The sequence below is a fragment of the Hydrogenoanaerobacterium saccharovorans genome (genome assembly GCF_003814745.1).
Lineage (GTDB): Bacteria > Bacillota > Clostridia > Oscillospirales > Ruminococcaceae > Hydrogenoanaerobacterium > Hydrogenoanaerobacterium saccharovorans.
In genome coordinates, this window is record NZ_RKRD01000001.1 from 1,899,325 (window position 1) to 1,917,814 (window position 18,490).

Sequence of the window (18,490 nt, forward strand, 5' to 3'; positions counted from 1 at the left end):
ACTGATATACCTCCTTAAAAATTTAAGTTTTACAGCATTGATTTATAGAGTTTAATGATATCCTCCAGTATAGGGTCTTTGGGGTTGCCCGGTGTGCAAGCATCTGCCATAGCCGACTCTGCTAAGAATTGCAGGTCTTCTTCTTTTACCCCGACATCCGAAAGTTTGGCAGGGATGTTGACATCTGTCGAAAGCTTTTTCACCGCTTGTACAGCGGCACTGCGGTACTGCTCTTGCGTCATACTCTCTGTTCCCTTTACGCCCATCGCTTTTGCAATTTCGCGGTATTTTTCACCCGTTGCATCTGCGTTGTATTCCATCACAGTGGGCAGAATAATCGCATTTGCAACACCATGGGGTGTATCGTAAACCGCACCCAAAGGATGTGCCATGGAGTGAACAATGCCCAAGCCAACATTGGAAAAGCCCATGCCGGCAATATACTGTGCAACAGCCATCTGCTCGCGCGCATCGATGTCGCCCGCAACAGAAGCACGAAGCGAATTTGCAATCATTTCTATCGCTTTAATATGTACCATATCAGTCATTACCCATGCGCCTTTGGTGATGTAACCCTCAATCGCGTGTGTCAAGGCATCCATCCCTGTTGCCGCGCAAAGCCCTTTGGGCATCGATGCGGTCATATCCGGGTCAATTATGGCAACTACGGGGATATCATGCGGGTCTACACATACAAACTTACGCTTTTTCTCTTCATCGGTAATAACATAGTTGATGGTTACTTCTGCCGCTGTGCCCGAAGTAGTAGAAACTGCAATGATGGGCAGGCACTTGTTTTTGGTATTGGCAACTCCCTCCAGGCTTCTTACATCGGCAAAATCGGGGTTGGTAATAATAATGCCGATTGCCTTTGCAGTATCAATCGCACTGCCGCCTCCAACCGCTACCAGAACATCTGCCCCCGCCTTTTTGCAAACTTCAACGCCTTCTTGTACATTGGCAATGCTGGGGTTTGCCTTAATATGGTCGAACACCTCGTAAGCAATACGCGAGTCATCCAGTACTTTGGTTACCTTGGCAGTAACCCCCAACTTCATCAGATCAGGGTCGGTTACAAGCAATACTTTTTTCAATCCTCTTGCTTGTATCTCGGATGCTACGTTTTGAATAGCCCCTTTGCCAAAATAAGAGGTCTCGTTTAATATGATTCTGTTTGCCATGCTAATCCTCTCCTTGCCATAATTTATTTACTTACAACTATCTTCAGAAAGGCCTCGTAGCCCTTCATCCATTCATCACTGGGTTGTGCAAAGTAAACAACAGGGTTAAACGAGTTTTTGATCACTTTGCGTGCTTGCTCAATGCCGTCAATTTCGCCCAATGCAATCAGCTGTACTGCTACATTACCGAGTGCGGTTGCTTCAATCGGGCCAGCAACCACATCACAACCTGTTGCATCCGCAGTGAGTTGACATAAAAAGTTATCTTTGGTACCCCCGCCCATCATATGGATACGGGAGTAGTTTTTGCCTGTACATTCACGAATCTGGCCATAGGCATACCTGTATTTCATGGCAAGGCTTTCGTAAATGCAGCGTACCACTTCTCCGTCAGTTTGCGGCTGATACTGCCCTGTTTTTTTGCAAAACTCCCGAATGCGCCGCGGAATGTTCCCCTGCGGTACAAACTCGGGGGCATCAGGATCTACAAAGCAGGCAAACGGTTTGCTTTGCTTTGCAAGCTGTTCCATATCGGCGTAGCTGTAATCTTTGCCTTCGCGGCGGAACTGCCTGCGTGTTTCCTGTATCATCCAAAGCCCGATGATATTTTTTAAGAAACGCGTTGTACCACCGTAGCCAACCTCGTTGGTAAGGTTGCATTTGTGCGAGCTTTCTCCGATTACAGGTGCTTTGAGTTCTGTACCGAACAGCGACCATGTTCCGCACGAAATAAAGATAAAATCTTCTTGCTCAGCAGGGGTTGCAGCAACGGCACTGGCAGTATCGTGCGATGCTACAGCAACTACAGGCTTAGGGTCTACCCCCAATTCCTCACAGATTATTTCAGAAAGATTGCCTGTTATTGTGCCGGAATCGACCAATGGCGCAAAGATTCTGCGCGGCAGCTGCAGCGTATCGATGAGGTGCCAGTTCCATTGCTTGGTGTATGGGTCTAAAAGCTGTGTGGTAGAGGCAATCGAGCGTTCTGCACAATGTTTACCCGTAAGCAGGTAACCAAACAGGTCGGGCATAAGCAAAAAGCGGTCGGTTTGCTGTAAAAGATGAGAACGTTTTTTTAGCAGCGAATAAAGCTGGAAGATTGTATTGATCTCCATAAACTGGTTCCCGCTGATGCTATACAGCTCTTTGGCATCCATTTCTTTGCAAACTTCTTTAATCATGCCGCTTGTTCTTTTATCGCGGTAATGCACCGGATTTTCAAGCAAAGTTCCTTCAGCAGAAATCAAACCGAAATCCACACCCCAGGTATCAATACCGATACTGTCGAAACCGCCGCCGTTCTTTGCTTTTAAAATGCCTTGCTTCATCTCATAAAAAAGCCTGAGAATATCCCAGTATAGCGTTCCATTTACGCTGACAGGGTCGTTATCGAATCGATGTATCTCTTTGAGGTTTATTTTGGTACCATCAAAACTGCCTAGCATCGCTCTTCCGCTGGAAGCACCATAGTCAAACGCCAAAACCTTTTTTTCCATAGCACATCCTCCTGATTATATCGATATTTGTTACTTGTTGTACTTTTTATAACCCGGATGTTTCCCGCTTACTTTGTAATAATCGGTTCTCAGCTTTAACAGTTTATCTATCTGCGGTTTTTCAATTTCTTTTGCTCCGCCCAGCAGATGCGCTGTAAAACTGATTTTTGCAAACAGCTCCAAAGTTTCCATACGATAATATGCAGTGAGCACGTCGGCGCCAACTGCCAATGCCCCGTGGTTTTGCAGCAGCATTACGTCATGCTCTTTTAAATAAGGCGTAATTGCTTCGGGTACTTCCATCGTTGAAGGTGTTCCGTACGGAGTAAGCGGAATAGAACCGATGGCAACTACCGTTTCAATCATCGAGTATTCATCCAAGCTCAAGCCTGCTACTGCGTAACCGGTAGCCGTCGGCGGGTGTGCGTGAACTACCCCGTTTACATCTTCGCGCTCTTGATAGCAGCGCAAATGCATTTTTATTTCGGACGAAGGGCGGTAACCGTTGTTTGCTTCTAATATCTCACCTTGTGCATTAATTTTTACTAATTTTTCGGGTGTAATAAAGCTTTTGCTGATGCCGGTGGGGGTTGCTAAAATAGTACCGTCTTCCAAACGTACCGAAACGTTACCGTCGTTGGCAGCAACCCAGCCGAGCTGCCACATTTTGTGGCAAATGTCGCAAATTTGCTCTCTGTATTCCATTTCGTTCATCTTGGTTCCTCCTATATCGATGTTGATTGAACTTTTTCTAACTTTAAGCAAATTATACATAATGTTTTGTATTAAGTCCATATATTTAATACAGATTGATAAACTGAAAACATTATAGTATAATTTGAATCATAATCAATCAGTTTCGATCAACAAGGAGGTTTTAAAAATGTTATGTTTTGAAAGACAACAGCAAATTTTGGATATTTTAAAACAACGGCGCAGTGCAACCGTAGAGTTTTTAAGCAAACGGCTTTATGTAAGTGCGCCCACCATACGGCGAGACCTTGCCCAGATGGAAGAAGAAGGTATGATTTTAAGAGTGCGCGGAGGCGCCGCATTGCTTGAGGGCACCAACCAAGATGCCCCTTTATTGGTGCGCACTTCAAAAAACCGCGAAAAAAAGCTGCACATTGCCAACATTGCACAGCGTTATATTACCGATTCATGTACTGTATTTTTAGATTCGAGCTCTACGGTTACCGTCTTAGCTGAAAAGCTTGACCGTTTTAAAAACCTCAGTATTGTTACCAACGGCACCGCCACAGCACAGCTTTTAAACGAAACAACCTCCGCAAAAATATTTTCGTGCGGAGGAGTGATTCAGAACAAATCATCTATTGTAGGGCCGTTTGCCGTACAAATGGTGAACAGCTTTTACGCAGATGTTTTGTTTTTATCGTGCTGCGGACTTTCGCTTAACTGCGGGTCTACCGAGGCAAGCGAAGACAGCGCGGCAGTAAAAAAAGCAATGTTTTATAACGCAAAAAAGAAAATTATGCTTTGTGACAGTACCAAGCTGGGGCTGGAGTTTTTTTGTAAAGTTTGTGCGGTTTCGCAGCTGGATGCAATCATCACGGATGAAAAACCCAACGATGAATTTTTGCATAATGCCGGTATTCCTATCTTGTTTTAAGATGTGCAAGCACTGCTCTCTACTGGTCATCTACAAACGGGAACAGCAGTTTTTGGTTTTCGTTCTTATACAAAGTGTCTTTTGTAACCACAACGCTTTGGGTATTGTAGTTTGCAGGCACATTTTTGCCCTGTAAAAGTTCGATGGTGCTTTTGATACTGACGTAACCCATATTGAACGGGTTTTGGATGACAAAAGCCTGAATGGTTCCTCGTTCCATCATTTGAATCTGTTTTTCTGAACAATCACAGGCTACCAGCTTCACGTCTTTTTCTAATTTTAATTGTTCTAAAGCATATGCAATGCCCATAGCGGAGGTTTCGTTCAACCCCACCATGCACACGATGTAGGGGTTGTTTTGCAGCATAGATATTGCCTGTTTTCGTGCTGTTTCCACCAAACCATTGCAATAAACAACGTCTGTGATGCGGCTGTCTGCATCGGTCAAATTCTCGGTTAGCCCACGCTCGCGGTCGATAGCGGTGGTGACGGTTGCAACATGCCCCACAACGCCTACCTTCCCCTTTTTCTCTGTCAGCAGGTCAACCTGTTCGGCAAGGCTTTTGCCAAGCTGATAATTATCCGTGCCCACAAAGCATTTTCTCCCTGTGTAGTTAACATCACTGTCTACAGTGACGAGTAAAATGCCCTCTTTTACCGCCCGCTCACAGATTGGAACCAAACGTTCGTAATCGGTTGCAGCCAACACAATTGCATCGGGCTGCTTTGCTATTGCTTCTTTCATCTGCTCAATCTGGCGATCAATGTCATCTTCAGACGTAGGACCTGTCACTTCACAAACCGCTCCGTACTCCTGAGCTGCTACCATAACCCCTTGCTCTACAATCCGCCAGAAATCAGGCGGATTTGCTTTTGCCTTTAAAATTACTTGTATGCGGTAGAGAGGGGGCTCTTGCTCTTTGTTGTTGATTGAGCTTTTTTCAATGCGATAAAATAAAAGAAGCGCAGCAAAGCAAACCGCCAGTGTTAATAATATGGCAATGTAGTGCCGCTTATTCATTCTTTTCACCGTCCTCAATTTTAGGCAAACGGATTTGCACACGCGTTCCTACTCCCAAGCGGCTTTCATAGTGCAGCCCATAGTGCTCGCCAAAACAAAGTTTAATACGGTTATTCACATTGATTATTCCAATACCCCTGTCGTTGTTCTGTTTTTGGACAAACAAATGAGCAATTTGTTCTTTGCTCATCCCCACCCCATCGTCTTCAACGGTAACAACCATGTCTTGCTCTTGCAAATACGCACCTATGCGTATTTCTCCCCCGTTTGGGCTCATCTTAATACCATGATACACCGCATTTTCAACAATCGGCTGTAATATCAGTTTTGGTGTTTTCAAACTGAGCAGTTGCGGAGGTATTTCAATACGGTAAGTTAATTTATCTTTGTAGCGTATTTTTTGTATCACCAGATAACTTTGAATATTTTCAATTTCTACCGCAAGCGGGATGAATTTGTCGCCCTCGCTGATGCTTGTACGAAACAATTTTGCAAGTGCAGAGGTCATCTCAACAACTTCTTCGTTTTTGCCTCCTGCCGACATCCAAATAATCGCATCCAAAGTATTGTAAAGAAAATGCGGGTTAATTTGTGCCTGCAATGCTTTAATTTCGCTTTTACGTTTTTCCTCCTCCGCTGCAACGGTATTATCCATAAGAGCCTTGATTTTAAAAATCATTTCGTTAAACGTGTTGCCCAAATGCCCAATTTCGTTGTTCAGTGTAATTTGCGATCTTACACTAAAATCTCCCTCTTCTGCACGGTGCATGGTGTTTTCTAAGGTTTTGATAGGCTTTGTAATCGCGGTAGAGATAATGGTTGCGATGATTGCCGCTACTAAAATTGCAATGTAGGAAAGAATCAGATAAAAATCGATAGTGCTCAATTTATTTCTAATGAGTTCATCGGCATTTACTACGCCGACAATACTCCAGTCTGTCATAACAGAGTTGGTTCTAATGTAGATTTTATTGCTTGCCTCATCCCGAAACAGGGGGTTGCTTTCATCAAGCTTTAAAATCTCCTTGACCAGCTCATTTTTTATACCCGAATAAATGGGCTGTTGTTGGGGGTGGTATATGATGTTTTTAAATTTATCAATCATATAGATATACCCGCTTTTACCCAGCTGTGCGTTTTCACAAATTTTCTCGATGGATTTGTAGTTGAGGTCAATTACCATAACACCTAATATTGCGTCAGTTTCAGGGTCGATAATGGATTTCGAAATGGAGATAACCCATTTATACTCGTCTGCAATTAAATTCTGAACATGCGATGGGGATACGATAATATCATCAAAATACGAGAGAGGGCGAAGATACCAATCTGTCAGGTTGTATTCCGAAAACTCATTCACCCTTTTTTTAGGGTCACTTAATACAACATCGCCTTTTCGTGAAATAATGGCAATGTTGGTGATTTCGTCACGCGTATTTTGCACAATCCCCATATGTGCCACAACATTAGAGCGCAGTTCCTCCAGCCTAATTTTTTGCACAGGGGTCAACGTTTTGCCGTAATTTTGGTTGTAGAAGTTCATCAAACGGATGACGTCACGATTTTCTACCACCACACGGCTGATGCTTTTGGTATTGGCTATGTATGTATCAATACTGGAACTGATCTCATTGAGAAGGCTGACCGTATAGCTGATAGACGTATTTTCTAAGTCTTTTATCGTGTAGTAATAGGATATCAAAGAAAAAAACATCACCAAAAAAGAGATTAAAAGCATAAAAGATAACACCATGCTGGTTCGAATGCTGTTGATATTAATACATTCTTTTAGCTTTTGAATGATTTTCAATCTACTCCCCCCATTATCTGCTAAGGCTGATTTTTATGCATCTCGCGGTATTCTGTGGGGGGCAGGCCTGTTGTGCGCTTAAAAATAACACAAAAATAGTGGGGGTCGGAAAATCCGATATTTTCGGCAATTTCGTAGGTTCTGTAATCGGTAAAAGTAAGTAGCTGCTTGGCTTTTTCCATTCTAAGCTGCGTGAGGTACTCCACAAACGTCATACCGGTTCTTTCTTTAAAAATACTGCTGAAGTAGCTTGTACTTACAGACAGGTGTTCTGTTACCGAATTGAGCGAAAGCTCGGGATTGTTAAAATGTTCTTTGATGTAAAGCTCTGCCTTTGCAACCTGTGACGCAGATGAACTGGTTTTGAGTGCAAGCAGAATCTCAAATGCTTTATCAAACATTTCATCCAAACGGTCAACAAGCTGCGCTAGAGTAGAAACAGAGTACAAGCTTGCACCCTCAAAGGCTTTTGTCATGGCATCTGCTTGCTGCTCGCCTGCGATATCATCCGCAAGCATAATCATTTTCATCAGCAGTTTTTGGGTGTAAAAAACACATTTTTCAAGAGGTGCTTGTGTATTTTTAAGCTGGTTTGCCAGTTCTTTTACCGCATCGCCTGCAGCAGTACGGTTGAGAGTGTAAACAGCCTCGGTTAAACGGCGCTCGCAATTTTGATAATCAATATTTTCCGACTTTTTAATATCAACTTCGGATGAAAAGAGAATACTGTTCTCTCCGTAATAAAATCGGCTTTCCAACGCCTTTTCTGCCTTTTGGTGTGAGAAATAGAGAGCATCAAGGCTTTTTACGGGTTCGCCTATACCGGCAGAAACTGTTACCTTTAATGCCCGATGTACAGTTTGTGCAATATGTGAAATGAGCGTACCTGTTAATCGAAAACAACTTTCGAGATCCGCTGCACTGACGATACAATTGCAAAGCCCTTCACGCCCTTGAAATACTGCAACACCGTATTCCTGCGAAAGCTCCTGAGCAATATTAAACAAACCATAGCGAAGCAAGTCATCGCTTTTGTTTTGTGCACCTGTTTTTTGTGCAGGCAAATCAATGTCGAGCAAGGCCGAAACGTGATAGCACCCCTCAAATTTAATATCATAAATACGGCAATATTCACTGATGACCGATAAATCCATTTTTTTATGTACCAATTGGTTTAAAAAATAATTTGTTACAATTTCTTTGGAATTTCCGTCGCTGCGCGAACGCTGGTCCAGTTCTATTTTCAATCGTTCAAGCAGCTCGCATAAACATGAAGGGGTTATGGGTTTTAGCACATAGTCAAAAACCTGATACTTTATTGCTTTCTGTGCATAATGAAAGTCGTCGTATCCGGTTAAAATTACTACAATTGCATCAGGCAGATGCTTTGTAACATATTCCGTTAATTCCAAGCCATCTACAAAAGGCATGCAAATATCCGTTATCAGCACATCTGGCTGTTCACCCTCTTCTACGCAGCGAATCGCCTCTGCCCCATCTCGGCAGCCGATTGGTACTTCAAAGCCATAATTCTCCCAGTGGATGGTTTTGAGCATTGCACCAAGCACCTCAGCCTCATCTTCCGCAAGCATTACTTTATACATTCAAACTACCTCATTGTTAAAATTATGTTATATTTCAATCTAATCATACCCTAAAAAAACAGCTGATTCAATGAAAAGTATACTAAATAGTAAAAAAATACACAGTTTGTGGAAAAAATTCTATATTAATATGGATGTAAAACCAATATAATGAAGGCGAGAAGCAAGGTTATGGTGTACCTTTAGCAAATTGCAGTTCCAGCCGGCTGCCCGATTATTCGGGAAAAGAAAAATAAGGGGTGATTTAGCAGTGAGTGCCAACACCAATTCTGATGATTGTGTCGTACTTAAAATGATAGACATCGACAAGCGTTTTCAGGGTGTACATGCTCTGAAAAAATGCTGTTTTGAACTAAAAAAGGGGGAAGTTCATGCTCTTGTAGGAGAAAACGGCGCGGGTAAATCTACGCTGATGAAAGTTCTCACCGGGATTTATCAGGCTGATGAAGGTAAAATTTTATACAATGGCGAAGAGGTTTGTTTTAAAAACCCTAAAGAAGCACAGGAAGCCGGTATCTCTATCGTTCACCAAGAGTTGAACCTTATGAACCATCTTACCGCTGCACAAAATATCTTTATTGGGCGCGAATCCAAGGGATTTTTACTGAAGGATAGTGTAATAAACCAAAAAACGCAGCAGCTTTTTGATCAATTGAAGTTGAGCATTCAGCCTACTGACAAAGTCGGAGGTTTAACCGTAGGCAAACAGCAGATGGTAGAAATCAGCAAGGCAATCTCTTTTCGCTCTTCTGTTTTGGTATTGGATGAACCCACCGCCGCACTGACCGATGCAGAGATTACAGAGCTTTTTAAAACAATGAACGACCTGCGCGAAAAAGGCGTTACTATGGTATATATCTCACACAGAATGGATGAGATTATGGAAATTGCCGACCGTATCACTGTCATGCGCGACGGTGAGTACATCACCACTTTGGATGCCAAAAGCACTACGTTGGATGAAATTATCAATGCAATGGTCGGACGCACCATCTATCTTGAGCCAAAAATGGTTAGTTCTGTTGCACCGGATGCACCAGTCGTTTTGGAGGTACGGAATCTTGAATCGAAAGAAGTAAAAGAAGTTTCGTTTAAACTGCACAAAGGCGAAATACTTGGGCTTGCAGGCCTTATGGGCGCCGGACGTACCGAAACAGCTCGTCTTATTTTTGGGGCAGACCCCAGAAAGGGCGGAGAGATTCTTAAAAATGGCGTACCGGTAGACATAAAAACCCCGCAAGATGCTGTAAAAGCAGGAATCGGATACCTCTCAGAAGACCGAAAACGTTTTGGTTTATCAGCAGGGCTTTCGATTGCAGACAACATCGTACTCACCTGCCTTGAAGATTTTTCACATTTCGGCATCATCAATAAAGAAAAAGTTAAAAAAGAGGCAGAAAAATATGTCGAAAAAATTAATATCAAAACTCCTTCTATCTCTCAGCTTGTTCGCAAGCTTTCCGGCGGCAACCAGCAAAAAGTGATTATAGCAAAATGGCTGATAAAGAATTGCGATGTCCTGATTTTTGACGAGCCTACACGCGGTATTGATGTTGGCGCAAAAAGTGAGATTTACAAACTCATGAACGAGCTTGCAGCCGAAGGTAAATCCATCATCATGATTTCATCGGAACTGCAAGAAGTTTTGAGGATGAGCGACCGAATTGCATGCATGTGCGAAGGCAGGCTTACCAAGATACTGGACATACAAACTGCCAGCCAAGAACTGATTATGAAGTATGCTACTTCAAGAACATAGCAGGAGGGATTGAAATGCAAACTATAAAGCAAAAAGAAAAAGTTCACGTTGATTTTCAAAAAATGTTAGCACCCGCAGCGTTGGTAATTCTATACATATTCTTTAGCATATTTGGCAAGAACTTCTTTTCAGGCTCCACACTGGTAAGTATTATGGATAGTACCTATTATGTAGGATTTATGGCATTTGGCATTACATTTGTAATTATCACAGGAGGAATTGACCTTTCCATTGGTACAAATATGATGATGTCTGCACTGATTGGCGGTTATGTTTATAATTCTGGTGTAAACATCTGGGTTTGCCTTGTATTGATTATTGCAATCTCCACCGTTGTTGGCTGTATCAACGGTTCGCTTATCTCGCGTTTAAAACTTCCGCCGTTCATTGCAACACTTGGTATGATGATGATGACGCAAGGCTTCGGCTCAATCATTACAAAAGTACAGACTCAGCGTTTTCCATCAGCATTTGATGCCGACGGCGGCTACAAGGCGATTTTCTATAAGACTCCATCTACCCCACTTTTTAAAACTGGGTTTCCATCAGGAATTGTTTATATGGGCATCTTTTTTGTAGTTGCACTGTTTCTTTTAAACAATACCCGTTTTGGGCGTTATACCTACGCAATCGGCTCAAATGAAGAATCCGTGCGTCTTTCGGGTGTAAACGTAATAAAATGGAAAACACTTGTTTACACCGTATGCGGCTTTTTCTGCGGGCTTTCTGCAATTGTTTACGCATCAACCTACACTACTATTATTCCCGGTACAGGCAATGGCCTTGAAATGAACGCAATTGCAGCTGTTATTATCGGCGGCACCTCTATGTCGGGCGGCGTTGGTACTATGAGCGGTACCTTGATTGGTGCCTTTCTTATGAGCGTACTAAAAAACGGGCTGATGTCTATGGGGCTTCAGGGGCATTATCAAACATTCTTTACAGGGCTTGTTGTTATCCTTGCTGTACTGCTCGACATTTACAGAAATAAAAAAGCCGCAGAGGTAAAATAACAAAACTATTGTGTGTTTGCAGCTGTGCTGCATTTTATAAGAAAACCCAAATAAAAGGAGGAAATGACATGAAAATCAGAAAATTGTTATGTGTATTGCTTGCAGTTGTATTGGCTGTTTCTGTTGTGGGTTGTTCCGCAACAGCCCCGACACCCTCTGACGGAGCCGCACCCCCCGCAGAACCCAAAAGTGAGTCTGCCCCTGCAGAAAACGGCAACGCAGCAGACGGTGCTTACATCGCTGTCATATCCAAAGGCTTTCAGCATCAATTCTGGCAGGTAGTAAAAAAAGGTGCCGAACAAGCAGCAAAAGACTTAAATGTTACAATTACATTTGACGGGCCTCCTACAGAATCTGATATTGCAATTCAAGTAGATATGTTGAAAGCAGCCATGGACAAAGGCCCTGCGGCTATCTGCTTGGCAGCCCTTGATACCGAATCGGTAAAAGAGCAGCTGAATGATTGCAAAAACAAGGGCATACCTGTAGTCGGTTTCGACTCTGGCGTTCCCAATGCGCCCGAAGGATCAATTTATGCAACTGCTTCTACCGATAACTATGCTGCAGCCTCTCTCGCAGCTGAACAGCTTTTTGCAAATGCAGATTTTAAAGCGAAATTTGATGCAGCTACCCCTGAAAAGCCCATTGCAATCGGGGTGCTTTCTCAAGACGCAACATCCGAATCTCTCATCAAAAGAACATCCGGCTTTATCGACAAAATGATTGTGCTTGCCGGTGAAGAGAACGTAAAAGTTGTAGGCCATGACAGTTACAAAAAAGATGCCGCAAAAGCCAAAGTGGTTATTACCGTAAACGTGCCTGCAACCACAGCTGCCGCCGATATGAAAACAGGCGCTGAAGCTTTGTTGAGCATTGAGAATCTTGTTGCCGTTTATGGTTCGAACGAAAATGGTGCAGGAGGCATTTTGGCCGCTTCGAACGACGGCAACGATTTTAATAAAGAAAACGGCAAGTACAAAGACATGATTGCATTGGGATTTGATGCCGGAAAAACGCAGAGAGTTGCCGTTGAAAACGGTTGGTTCCTTGGCTCTGTAACGCAAGACCCGTATCAAATCGGCTATAAAGCGGTAGCACTGGCAGTGGATGCAATCAACGGAAAATCCGTTGAAAATAAAATTATAGACACAGGTGCAAAATGGTATAATGCAGAAGCCCTGAAAGATCCTGCAATCTCCGAATTGGTATACGAATAAACCCCGAATAAGAAGACCGTACAGGAATGTTCGGTCTTCTTATTCTTTTTGGAAAAGTAAAACGAGCGGTTTCAATAGCACCGCTCGTTTTGCCTTATCTCATTTCTATTTTATTGTATACATTACTTGATATGAGTTTTAGACTTTGATAGGATAAATATTAGCAGAAGCGATGTCTTCTTCCCCTAAACTCTCATTTAGTTGGAATTGATCTACAGCAGACTTCAGCGTTTGCGCTTGATGGTAAAGATCGGCACTTTTTGCAGCGCTTTCTTCTGCTATTGCAGAGTTTCTTTGCACCACACCCGAGACTTGCCCTATTTCGTAATTCATCTGAGAGATTAAGTTGGATTGTTCGTTTGTATTATTTACAATTAAATTAATAATTTCTGCTGTTTTTTTAACACCGTCTACTACCGATGTCATGGATTGAGCAGTTTCTTCCGCTACTTTTGCACCATTTTGCACTGCTGTGATAGAGCTTTCAATCAATACTGTTGTATTTTTAGCTGCTTCGGCGCTCTTTGATGCAAGGTTTCGCACCTCATCGGCAACAACTGCAAAGCCCTTTCCCGCTACTCCCGCGCGTGCTGCCTCCACTGCTGCATTCAGTGCGAGGATATTGGTTTGAAAAGCAATGTCCTGTATCGTTTTAATTATTTTGCCGATTTGTCCGGAACTATCGCTGATTTCAGAAATTGCCTTTATCATCTCTTGCATTTTCTGGTTGCCTGCTTGAACTTCGTGGGTAATATAGGTACTTTTTGCACTGGCATCGGTCAGCTGCTCTGCATCATTTGTAATATGGCTTGATATTTGCTGCATCAGCTCAGATATCTCTTCAATCGATTTCGCCTGCTCCGTAGCTCCCTCAGAAAGTGACTGGGCTACATTAGAAATTTCACCCGAGCCTGCAGAAACCTGCTTGGACGTATTGGTAATCTCCTGCAACGTATATACAAGGGTTGTTTGGATGTGCTGCAAAGCCTTTTTAAGTTTAGAAAACTCTCCAACATAATCCTGGTGCAATTCAAAATCCAGATTGCCGTCAGAAATTTGTTCTAAAACAACAGACACCTCGTCGATGTAACCGATATAAGTCTTGAGCCGATTCACTGTTTTCTCCAAAGAATAAAGAGCGACACCAATCTCGTTTTTCGATTTGATATTCATTTGCACGTTAAGGTCGCCATCCGCTATTTTTTGGGTGATTCCCACAAGCCCTTCAAGAGGCTTTACAATCCCCTTTGAAATATAGATTATGAGAATAAAGCTAACCAATAAAATAGATACACCGCAGATAACCAAAAGATTTCTGCCGAGTTGTGTTATACTTCCGAAAAGTTCTTGCTCTGAAATGACAGTAGCAATCAGCCAACCGCTTTCAGGTACTTCAGAAAACCAAACACGGTAAGCTTCTTCTCCTGCTTGATAAGTACCGATCCCGTTTTTTTCGCTGAGCATCTTTTGCCCCAATGCAGAAAAAGTGGTGTTGCTATCTTGTGTAATATTTGCTTTTAACAGTTTTTCACTGTCTTCATCACCGATATAAGTACCGTTTGAATCTATTAAAAATGCCCTTCCGCTTCCGTGTACCTTCAAAGATGTAATCATCTTCTGCATTTGCGTTAAATCAATATCAGTAGTGGCAACACCCATTAATTTGCCTGTTTTATCGTAAAAAGGCGCCGACGAAGTTACCATCGAGATTTTTACATAATCATCAAAATACGGTGCCGACCATACAGCACTTTTACTCGTATTTTTTACGTTTTTATACCAATCTTGGTCGGTATACTGAACCCCTTCACCCAAAGAATAATTATTTACATATTTTACTTTTCCATTTTCTCTCATACAGTAAGGCGAATAGTATTCTTTCTCTTTACTATATACAAAAGGTTCAAACCAAATGCCGCCGCCAAAAGTTTCGGCATTGGTTGCGATAAAAGAAGTCAGTATTTCTTCATAATCTTTCTCTTGCATAACATCACCTGCCGATTCTACCGATTTTGCAAGAGTTTCTACTACTTTTCGATTGTTAGACAATGATTTTTCAATGTTTTCTACTGCGGCAGACAAGCTCAATTCCATCTCGCTGTTGATTGCCTCACCAATAATCTGCTTGGCACTAAAATAACCCATAAGAGATAAACTCGCCATCGCAATTACAACTGTTGGTAGGATGATAACTAATGCTGTCGTTTTGAGGGAATGAATTCTTGGCATGGTGCCTACTTCCTTTCCTTATGTCTCTTTCTAAATATCTTGAGTATTCTTCGAAAATAAAATAGAGCTGTGATTTTTACTTTTGTCTAAAAATGGAGAATGCACCTTTATTTATATTTTATCAAAAATAAACAAGTTTTTCAATATAATTGAAAAAAATTAGTATTATTTTTCCAATAAATTTAGATATAAGTAGGTATTTGTATTTTCTGTCTTTACATTATCATTGCAAAATCATACAACGGTTATTGGCTGTTTTGTGTAAAACCATATAATTGTCTCATTGATGTAGTTAATCGATTTGGTGAATCATTAAACTTGCAACTGTATAAATGATGTTGCTGGCGCAGCGAGGGTATCGAAAACAACGGTATCGCGCTATCTTAACGGAAAATACGAATTTATGTGTGCCGAAATGAAAAACCGTATTAAAGAAGTGATGCTTGAACTGAACTATCGCCCAAGCAATATTGCGCGACGCCTAAAATCGCAAAAAAGCAGAGTCATTGGTTGTATCATTGCCGATATTACCAGCCACTTTTCTTCGATATTAGTGAAAGGGATTAGTGACGTTTGCTAAAAAAGCGGATATTAGGTGCTGTTTTTTAATATAGACAATGACCCGCAAAAAAACTTAATGGCATTCAGTCTTTACTAAACAGTCAGGCTGACGGAATTATTACATAAAAAAAGAGAAAACCAAAATTTTTGGAACTGCCTAATAAACTGATCATCCGCTGTTCTACCAAAATAATATGATTAAGTAAATTTTATTGATATAGACGAGAAAAACAGAAACATCCGGTATCCTCAAATGGGATATCGGATGTCTCTGTTTAACATAGGATAATTTGAAAAGAAATGTCTTACATCTATCGGTTAATATTTGCTTTCTAAAGATTCTTCTTCCATTTCTTCTTCATATTCTGTTTTAACTTCTTCGTTTTGCTCGTCATCATCTTCGTACCAAGTCAGTTCAGTTTCAGGCAAAGTCTCGGTTTGTGTTTCACCTTTGAACCTAAACCCGCCAACCATTTCTTTGAGTATTTGAGCCTGACCGGTGAGCTCTTCAGAAGCTGCGGCGCTTTCTTCAGCGGTAGCAGAGTTGGTTTGTACTACGTTTGAAATCTGCTCAACACCCTGTGTCACCTGTGCAATAGAGTCTGCCTGCTCACCCGAAGCAATGGCGATATCATCAACTAAACCGGTTACCTTGGTTACGCCTTTCACCACAGTATACATTGAATTTGCTGTAATATCGGCTATCTTCGTACCGTTCTCTACAGCCAACACGGTTTCTTCAATCAGCGTAGTTGTGTTTTTAGCCGCCTCGGCAGATTTGCTGGCAAGATTGCGCACTTCATCTGCAACAACCGCAAATCCTCTTCCTGCTACCCCCGCTCTGGCTGCTTCTACTGCAGCATTCAGTGCTAAAATGTTGGTTTGGAACGCAATATCTTCAATGGTCTTGATAATTTTTCCGATTTTACCGGACTTATCGCTGATTTCTCCGATTGCTTGTATCATTTCCTGCATCTTTTGGTTGCTGTCTTCAACTTCTTTTACGGCTAAAGTAGATTCTTCTCTTGCTTTTCTTGCATTTTCTGCATTCTTTTTAATCTGCGAAGAAATTTCGGTTATTGTAGCAGAAAGTTCCTCTATAGAGCTTGCCTGCTCGGTTGCACCTTGAGACAATGCCTGAGCCCCGTTGGATACTTGGCCAGAGCCACTTGCAACTTGGTCGGCTGACTGGTTGATGTTACCCATGATTTCATTTAAGTTCTTTATAATATTTTTTATGGATATATCAATCTTTTCTAAATCACCAACATAATTAACAGAAGTATCTACATCAAGGTTTTTATCTGCGATGCTGTTCAGCACATTTGAAATATCCTCAATTACGCCTTTTAAAGTTTGAGCGGTATTGTCAAATGTTTTTATCAGAATGCCAATTTCATCTTCTGATTTTGCTTCGAGATGAATATCGAAATTACCGTTTGATATTTCTTCGGCAGCTTTTACAACGTTGTCTATCGGGCTAAGCATTCTTTTCAGTACAAATGCAACTGTACCAACAATAAGAACCAGCGCAATCAATGCCATTACCGACATACCGATTGTATTTTTTGTAACAGCTTGATTCATATCGGATGTTTCGAGTGCTGTCATAGCCCACCAATTGGTGTTGCCTGCTTTAATAGGGGTAAAATAGCGTGTTATTTTTTTGCCGTCTGCGCGCGTTGCTTCATTAGAAAACGCTTCGCCTTTGGCAAAGTCGTTTTGTACTATAGCTAACTCATCTTTGTCCGCAAAAAACTCCGACATGTTTTTGCCTACATTTTGAATATCTCGGCTGTCGTAAATAATCACGCCTTGCCCATTGTAAATGGTAGCGTACATACTTGGATAGCGTTTATTTTCTGACTGAACTTTTGAAAAGTTGGTAACATTGATGTCAGACAAGATAACGCCTTTTAACTCATTGTTATAGATAATAGGCGAAGACACAGAAACCATAGTAACGCCGTTAAACTTATACGGCTCGGTAAATACTGTTTGTTTTTGCTTTACAGCTTTGACATAATATTCTTCTTTTGAATACTCCGAATGCACCCCAAACGGGCGGATAACAGAGTCTGCGTCTGTTTCTGAGACATAAAAAGAATAGCTTTTTATGTTTTTATCAAATTTATAAGGCTCAAACATGGCACCAACTGCTATAATGTCTTCATTATTAACCGCTGCGTTTCTAGCTGTTTCGGTAAGATATTTTTCAGCGTCCAATTTCACCTTGTTGATTTCCATATTGTAAATACTGCTTATATATTTCTCTTTCTCCTGCTCCGATTCATTTTTTTTAGCAGAAGTTGAGGATTTTACAGTTTTTGATGCTGCCGATGTCGTTTTACCGGTTGAGTTTTTGGCATCTTTTGTTGTTTCAGTTTTGCTAGCGGTTGCTTTCGTATCTTTCGCTGCAGTTGCTTTCGTATCTTTTGCTGCAGTTGCTGTTTTACCTGTAGATGCTTTATCGTCTTTTGTTGCTGCGGTTTTGCCGGAAGGTGTTTCGCCCTCATTTGCCTGCTTGCCTAATTCTTGCTCTTCTTGCTTGTATGCTTTTAGCAGATAGGAACGCATGTCATTTGTAGCGTTTTCAGCTGTATCCAAAATTTGCTGTACCTGCAAACCGTTGGATTTTGACAAGGCATTAAATTCTGCAGATATGGTATCCTCAATCACATTCTGTGAGGAAATAACTGCAAATCCGATTAAAATAACAAAAATCACAATGAGCAAAGCAGTAACCGTGTATGCGATTTTTGTCGCCAATTTCATCTTTTTGGTAAATCTCATGATTATGTTGTCCTTCCTTACTCTGTAGTCAAAATCATTGCTTAATATGTTGTATTTTGGGATGGGTAATGATTTATCCTTAACTACCACCTCCTACTAATGGCTAATTAAGCAATGAATAAATCGATGTGCGTTAAACCGAGCTTAACATAAAACTATTAAAAGTTTCTCCATTA

General features: G+C 41.6%; 13 protein-coding genes. 5 read left to right on the forward strand and 8 right to left on the reverse strand.

The genetic code is table 11. The features are described 5' to 3' along the window. Positions 1 to 29 precede the first annotated feature (29 nt). The 3 genes from fucO to EDD70_RS08925 are packed head-to-tail and all read right to left on the reverse strand — an operon-like array spanning position 30 to position 3,391. Positions 30 to 1,181, reverse strand: a complete 1,152-nt coding sequence (fucO, locus tag EDD70_RS08915; RefSeq protein WP_092750923.1) for a lactaldehyde reductase — start codon at positions 1,179 to 1,181, stop codon at positions 30 to 32. A 23-nt stretch (positions 1,182 to 1,204) separates the two neighbouring features. Continuing rightward, positions 1,205 to 2,677, reverse strand: coding sequence for a rhamnulokinase (locus EDD70_RS08920; RefSeq protein WP_092750922.1), 1,473 nt, complete (start codon positions 2,675 to 2,677; stop codon positions 1,205 to 1,207). Positions 2,678 to 2,707: 30 nt separating this feature from the next. Next, entirely contained in the window at positions 2,708 to 3,391 is a 684-nt protein-coding gene (locus EDD70_RS08925) for a class II aldolase/adducin family protein (RefSeq protein WP_092750920.1), read from the reverse strand. A 169-nt stretch (positions 3,392 to 3,560) separates the two neighbouring features. On the opposite strand from EDD70_RS08925, the gene EDD70_RS08930 reads away from it, so the two are divergent. Then, the gene (locus tag EDD70_RS08930; protein WP_092750918.1) at positions 3,561 to 4,307 is read left to right on the forward strand and encodes a DeoR/GlpR family DNA-binding transcription regulator; all 747 of its coding nucleotides are present in this window, start codon (positions 3,561 to 3,563) and stop codon (positions 4,305 to 4,307) included. 19 nt (positions 4,308 to 4,326) lie between these two features. On the opposite strand, the gene EDD70_RS08935 is transcribed toward EDD70_RS08930, so the two are convergent. From EDD70_RS08935 to EDD70_RS08945, 3 genes are read right to left on the reverse strand one after another with little or no spacing between them, the layout of a single operon-like run. Then, positions 4,327 to 5,328: a substrate-binding domain-containing protein gene (locus EDD70_RS08935; RefSeq protein WP_092750916.1), complete on the reverse strand. Its 1,002-nt coding sequence runs from the start codon at positions 5,326 to 5,328 to the stop codon at positions 4,327 to 4,329. Then, on the reverse strand, positions 5,321 to 7,138 hold the full coding sequence (locus tag EDD70_RS08940; RefSeq protein ID WP_092750914.1) for a sensor histidine kinase: 1,818 nt from the start codon (positions 7,136 to 7,138) through the stop codon (positions 5,321 to 5,323). Before EDD70_RS08940 ends, EDD70_RS08935 begins: the two co-directional genes overlap by 8 nt. Positions 7,139 to 7,158: 20 nt before the next feature. Further along, entirely contained in the window at positions 7,159 to 8,742 is a 1,584-nt protein-coding gene (locus tag EDD70_RS08945) for a helix-turn-helix domain-containing protein (protein ID WP_092750912.1), read from the reverse strand. Positions 8,743 to 9,034: 292 nt separating this feature from the next. On the opposite strand from EDD70_RS08945, the gene EDD70_RS08950 reads away from it, so the two are divergent. The 3 genes from EDD70_RS08950 to EDD70_RS08960 all read left to right on the forward strand — a co-directional run bounded on the left by EDD70_RS08950 (position 9,035) and on the right by EDD70_RS08960 (position 12,731). Then, positions 9,035 to 10,501, forward strand: a complete 1,467-nt coding sequence (locus tag EDD70_RS08950; protein ID WP_092754393.1) for a sugar ABC transporter ATP-binding protein — start codon at positions 9,035 to 9,037, stop codon at positions 10,499 to 10,501. Positions 10,502 to 10,515: 14 nt separating this feature from the next. After that, positions 10,516 to 11,514 carry an ABC transporter permease gene (locus EDD70_RS08955; protein ID WP_242943057.1) on the forward strand — a complete coding sequence of 333 codons (999 nt, stop codon included), beginning with the start codon at positions 10,516 to 10,518 and terminating at the stop codon, positions 11,512 to 11,514. Positions 11,515 to 11,582: 68 nt separating this feature from the next. Next, positions 11,583 to 12,731, forward strand: a complete 1,149-nt coding sequence (locus EDD70_RS08960; RefSeq protein ID WP_092750910.1) for an ABC transporter substrate-binding protein — start codon at positions 11,583 to 11,585, stop codon at positions 12,729 to 12,731. A 138-nt stretch (positions 12,732 to 12,869) separates the two neighbouring features. Here EDD70_RS08960 and EDD70_RS08965 read toward each other — a convergent pair whose 3' ends face one another. Continuing rightward, entirely contained in the window at positions 12,870 to 14,960 is a 2,091-nt protein-coding gene (locus tag EDD70_RS08965; RefSeq protein WP_242943056.1) for a methyl-accepting chemotaxis protein, read from the reverse strand. A gap of 328 nt (positions 14,961 to 15,288) precedes the next feature. Between EDD70_RS08965 and EDD70_RS08970 the strand changes: the two genes are divergently transcribed. Next, complete coding sequence (locus EDD70_RS08970) at positions 15,289 to 15,540, forward strand: LacI family DNA-binding transcriptional regulator (RefSeq protein ID WP_092750908.1); 252 nt, start codon at positions 15,289 to 15,291, stop codon at positions 15,538 to 15,540. A 299-nt stretch (positions 15,541 to 15,839) separates the two neighbouring features. Here the strand turns inward: EDD70_RS08970 and EDD70_RS08975 are convergent, their stop codons facing one another. Continuing rightward, on the reverse strand, positions 15,840 to 18,314 hold the full coding sequence (locus EDD70_RS08975) for a methyl-accepting chemotaxis protein (RefSeq protein ID WP_092750906.1): 2,475 nt from the start codon (positions 18,312 to 18,314) through the stop codon (positions 15,840 to 15,842). Positions 18,315 to 18,490 lie beyond the last annotated feature (176 nt).

Coding starts and splice junctions, on each gene's coding strand:
- EDD70_RS08975 (WP_092750906.1), bottom strand. CDS start 18,314: ATGAGATTTACCAAAAAGATGAAATTGGCGACAAAAATCGCATACACG.
- EDD70_RS08930 (WP_092750918.1), top strand. CDS start 3,561: ATGTTATGTTTTGAAAGACAACAGCAAATTTTGGATATTTTAAAACAA.
- fucO (WP_092750923.1), bottom strand. CDS start 1,181: ATGGCAAACAGAATCATATTAAACGAGACCTCTTATTTTGGCAAAGGG.
- EDD70_RS08920 (WP_092750922.1), bottom strand. CDS start 2,677: ATGGAAAAAAAGGTTTTGGCGTTTGACTATGGTGCTTCCAGCGGAAGA.
- EDD70_RS08945 (WP_092750912.1), bottom strand. CDS start 8,742: ATGTATAAAGTAATGCTTGCGGAAGATGAGGCTGAGGTGCTTGGTGCA.
- EDD70_RS08925 (WP_092750920.1), bottom strand. CDS start 3,391: ATGAACGAAATGGAATACAGAGAGCAAATTTGCGACATTTGCCACAAA.
- EDD70_RS08960 (WP_092750910.1), top strand. CDS start 11,583: ATGAAAATCAGAAAATTGTTATGTGTATTGCTTGCAGTTGTATTGGCT.
- EDD70_RS08965 (WP_242943056.1), bottom strand. CDS start 14,960: ATGCCAAGAATTCATTCCCTCAAAACGACAGCATTAGTTATCATCCTA.
- EDD70_RS08955 (WP_242943057.1), top strand. CDS start 10,516: ATGCAAACTATAAAGCAAAAAGAAAAAGTTCACGTTGATTTTCAAAAA.
- EDD70_RS08950 (WP_092754393.1), top strand. CDS start 9,035: ATGATAGACATCGACAAGCGTTTTCAGGGTGTACATGCTCTGAAAAAA.
- EDD70_RS08935 (WP_092750916.1), bottom strand. CDS start 5,328: ATGAATAAGCGGCACTACATTGCCATATTATTAACACTGGCGGTTTGC.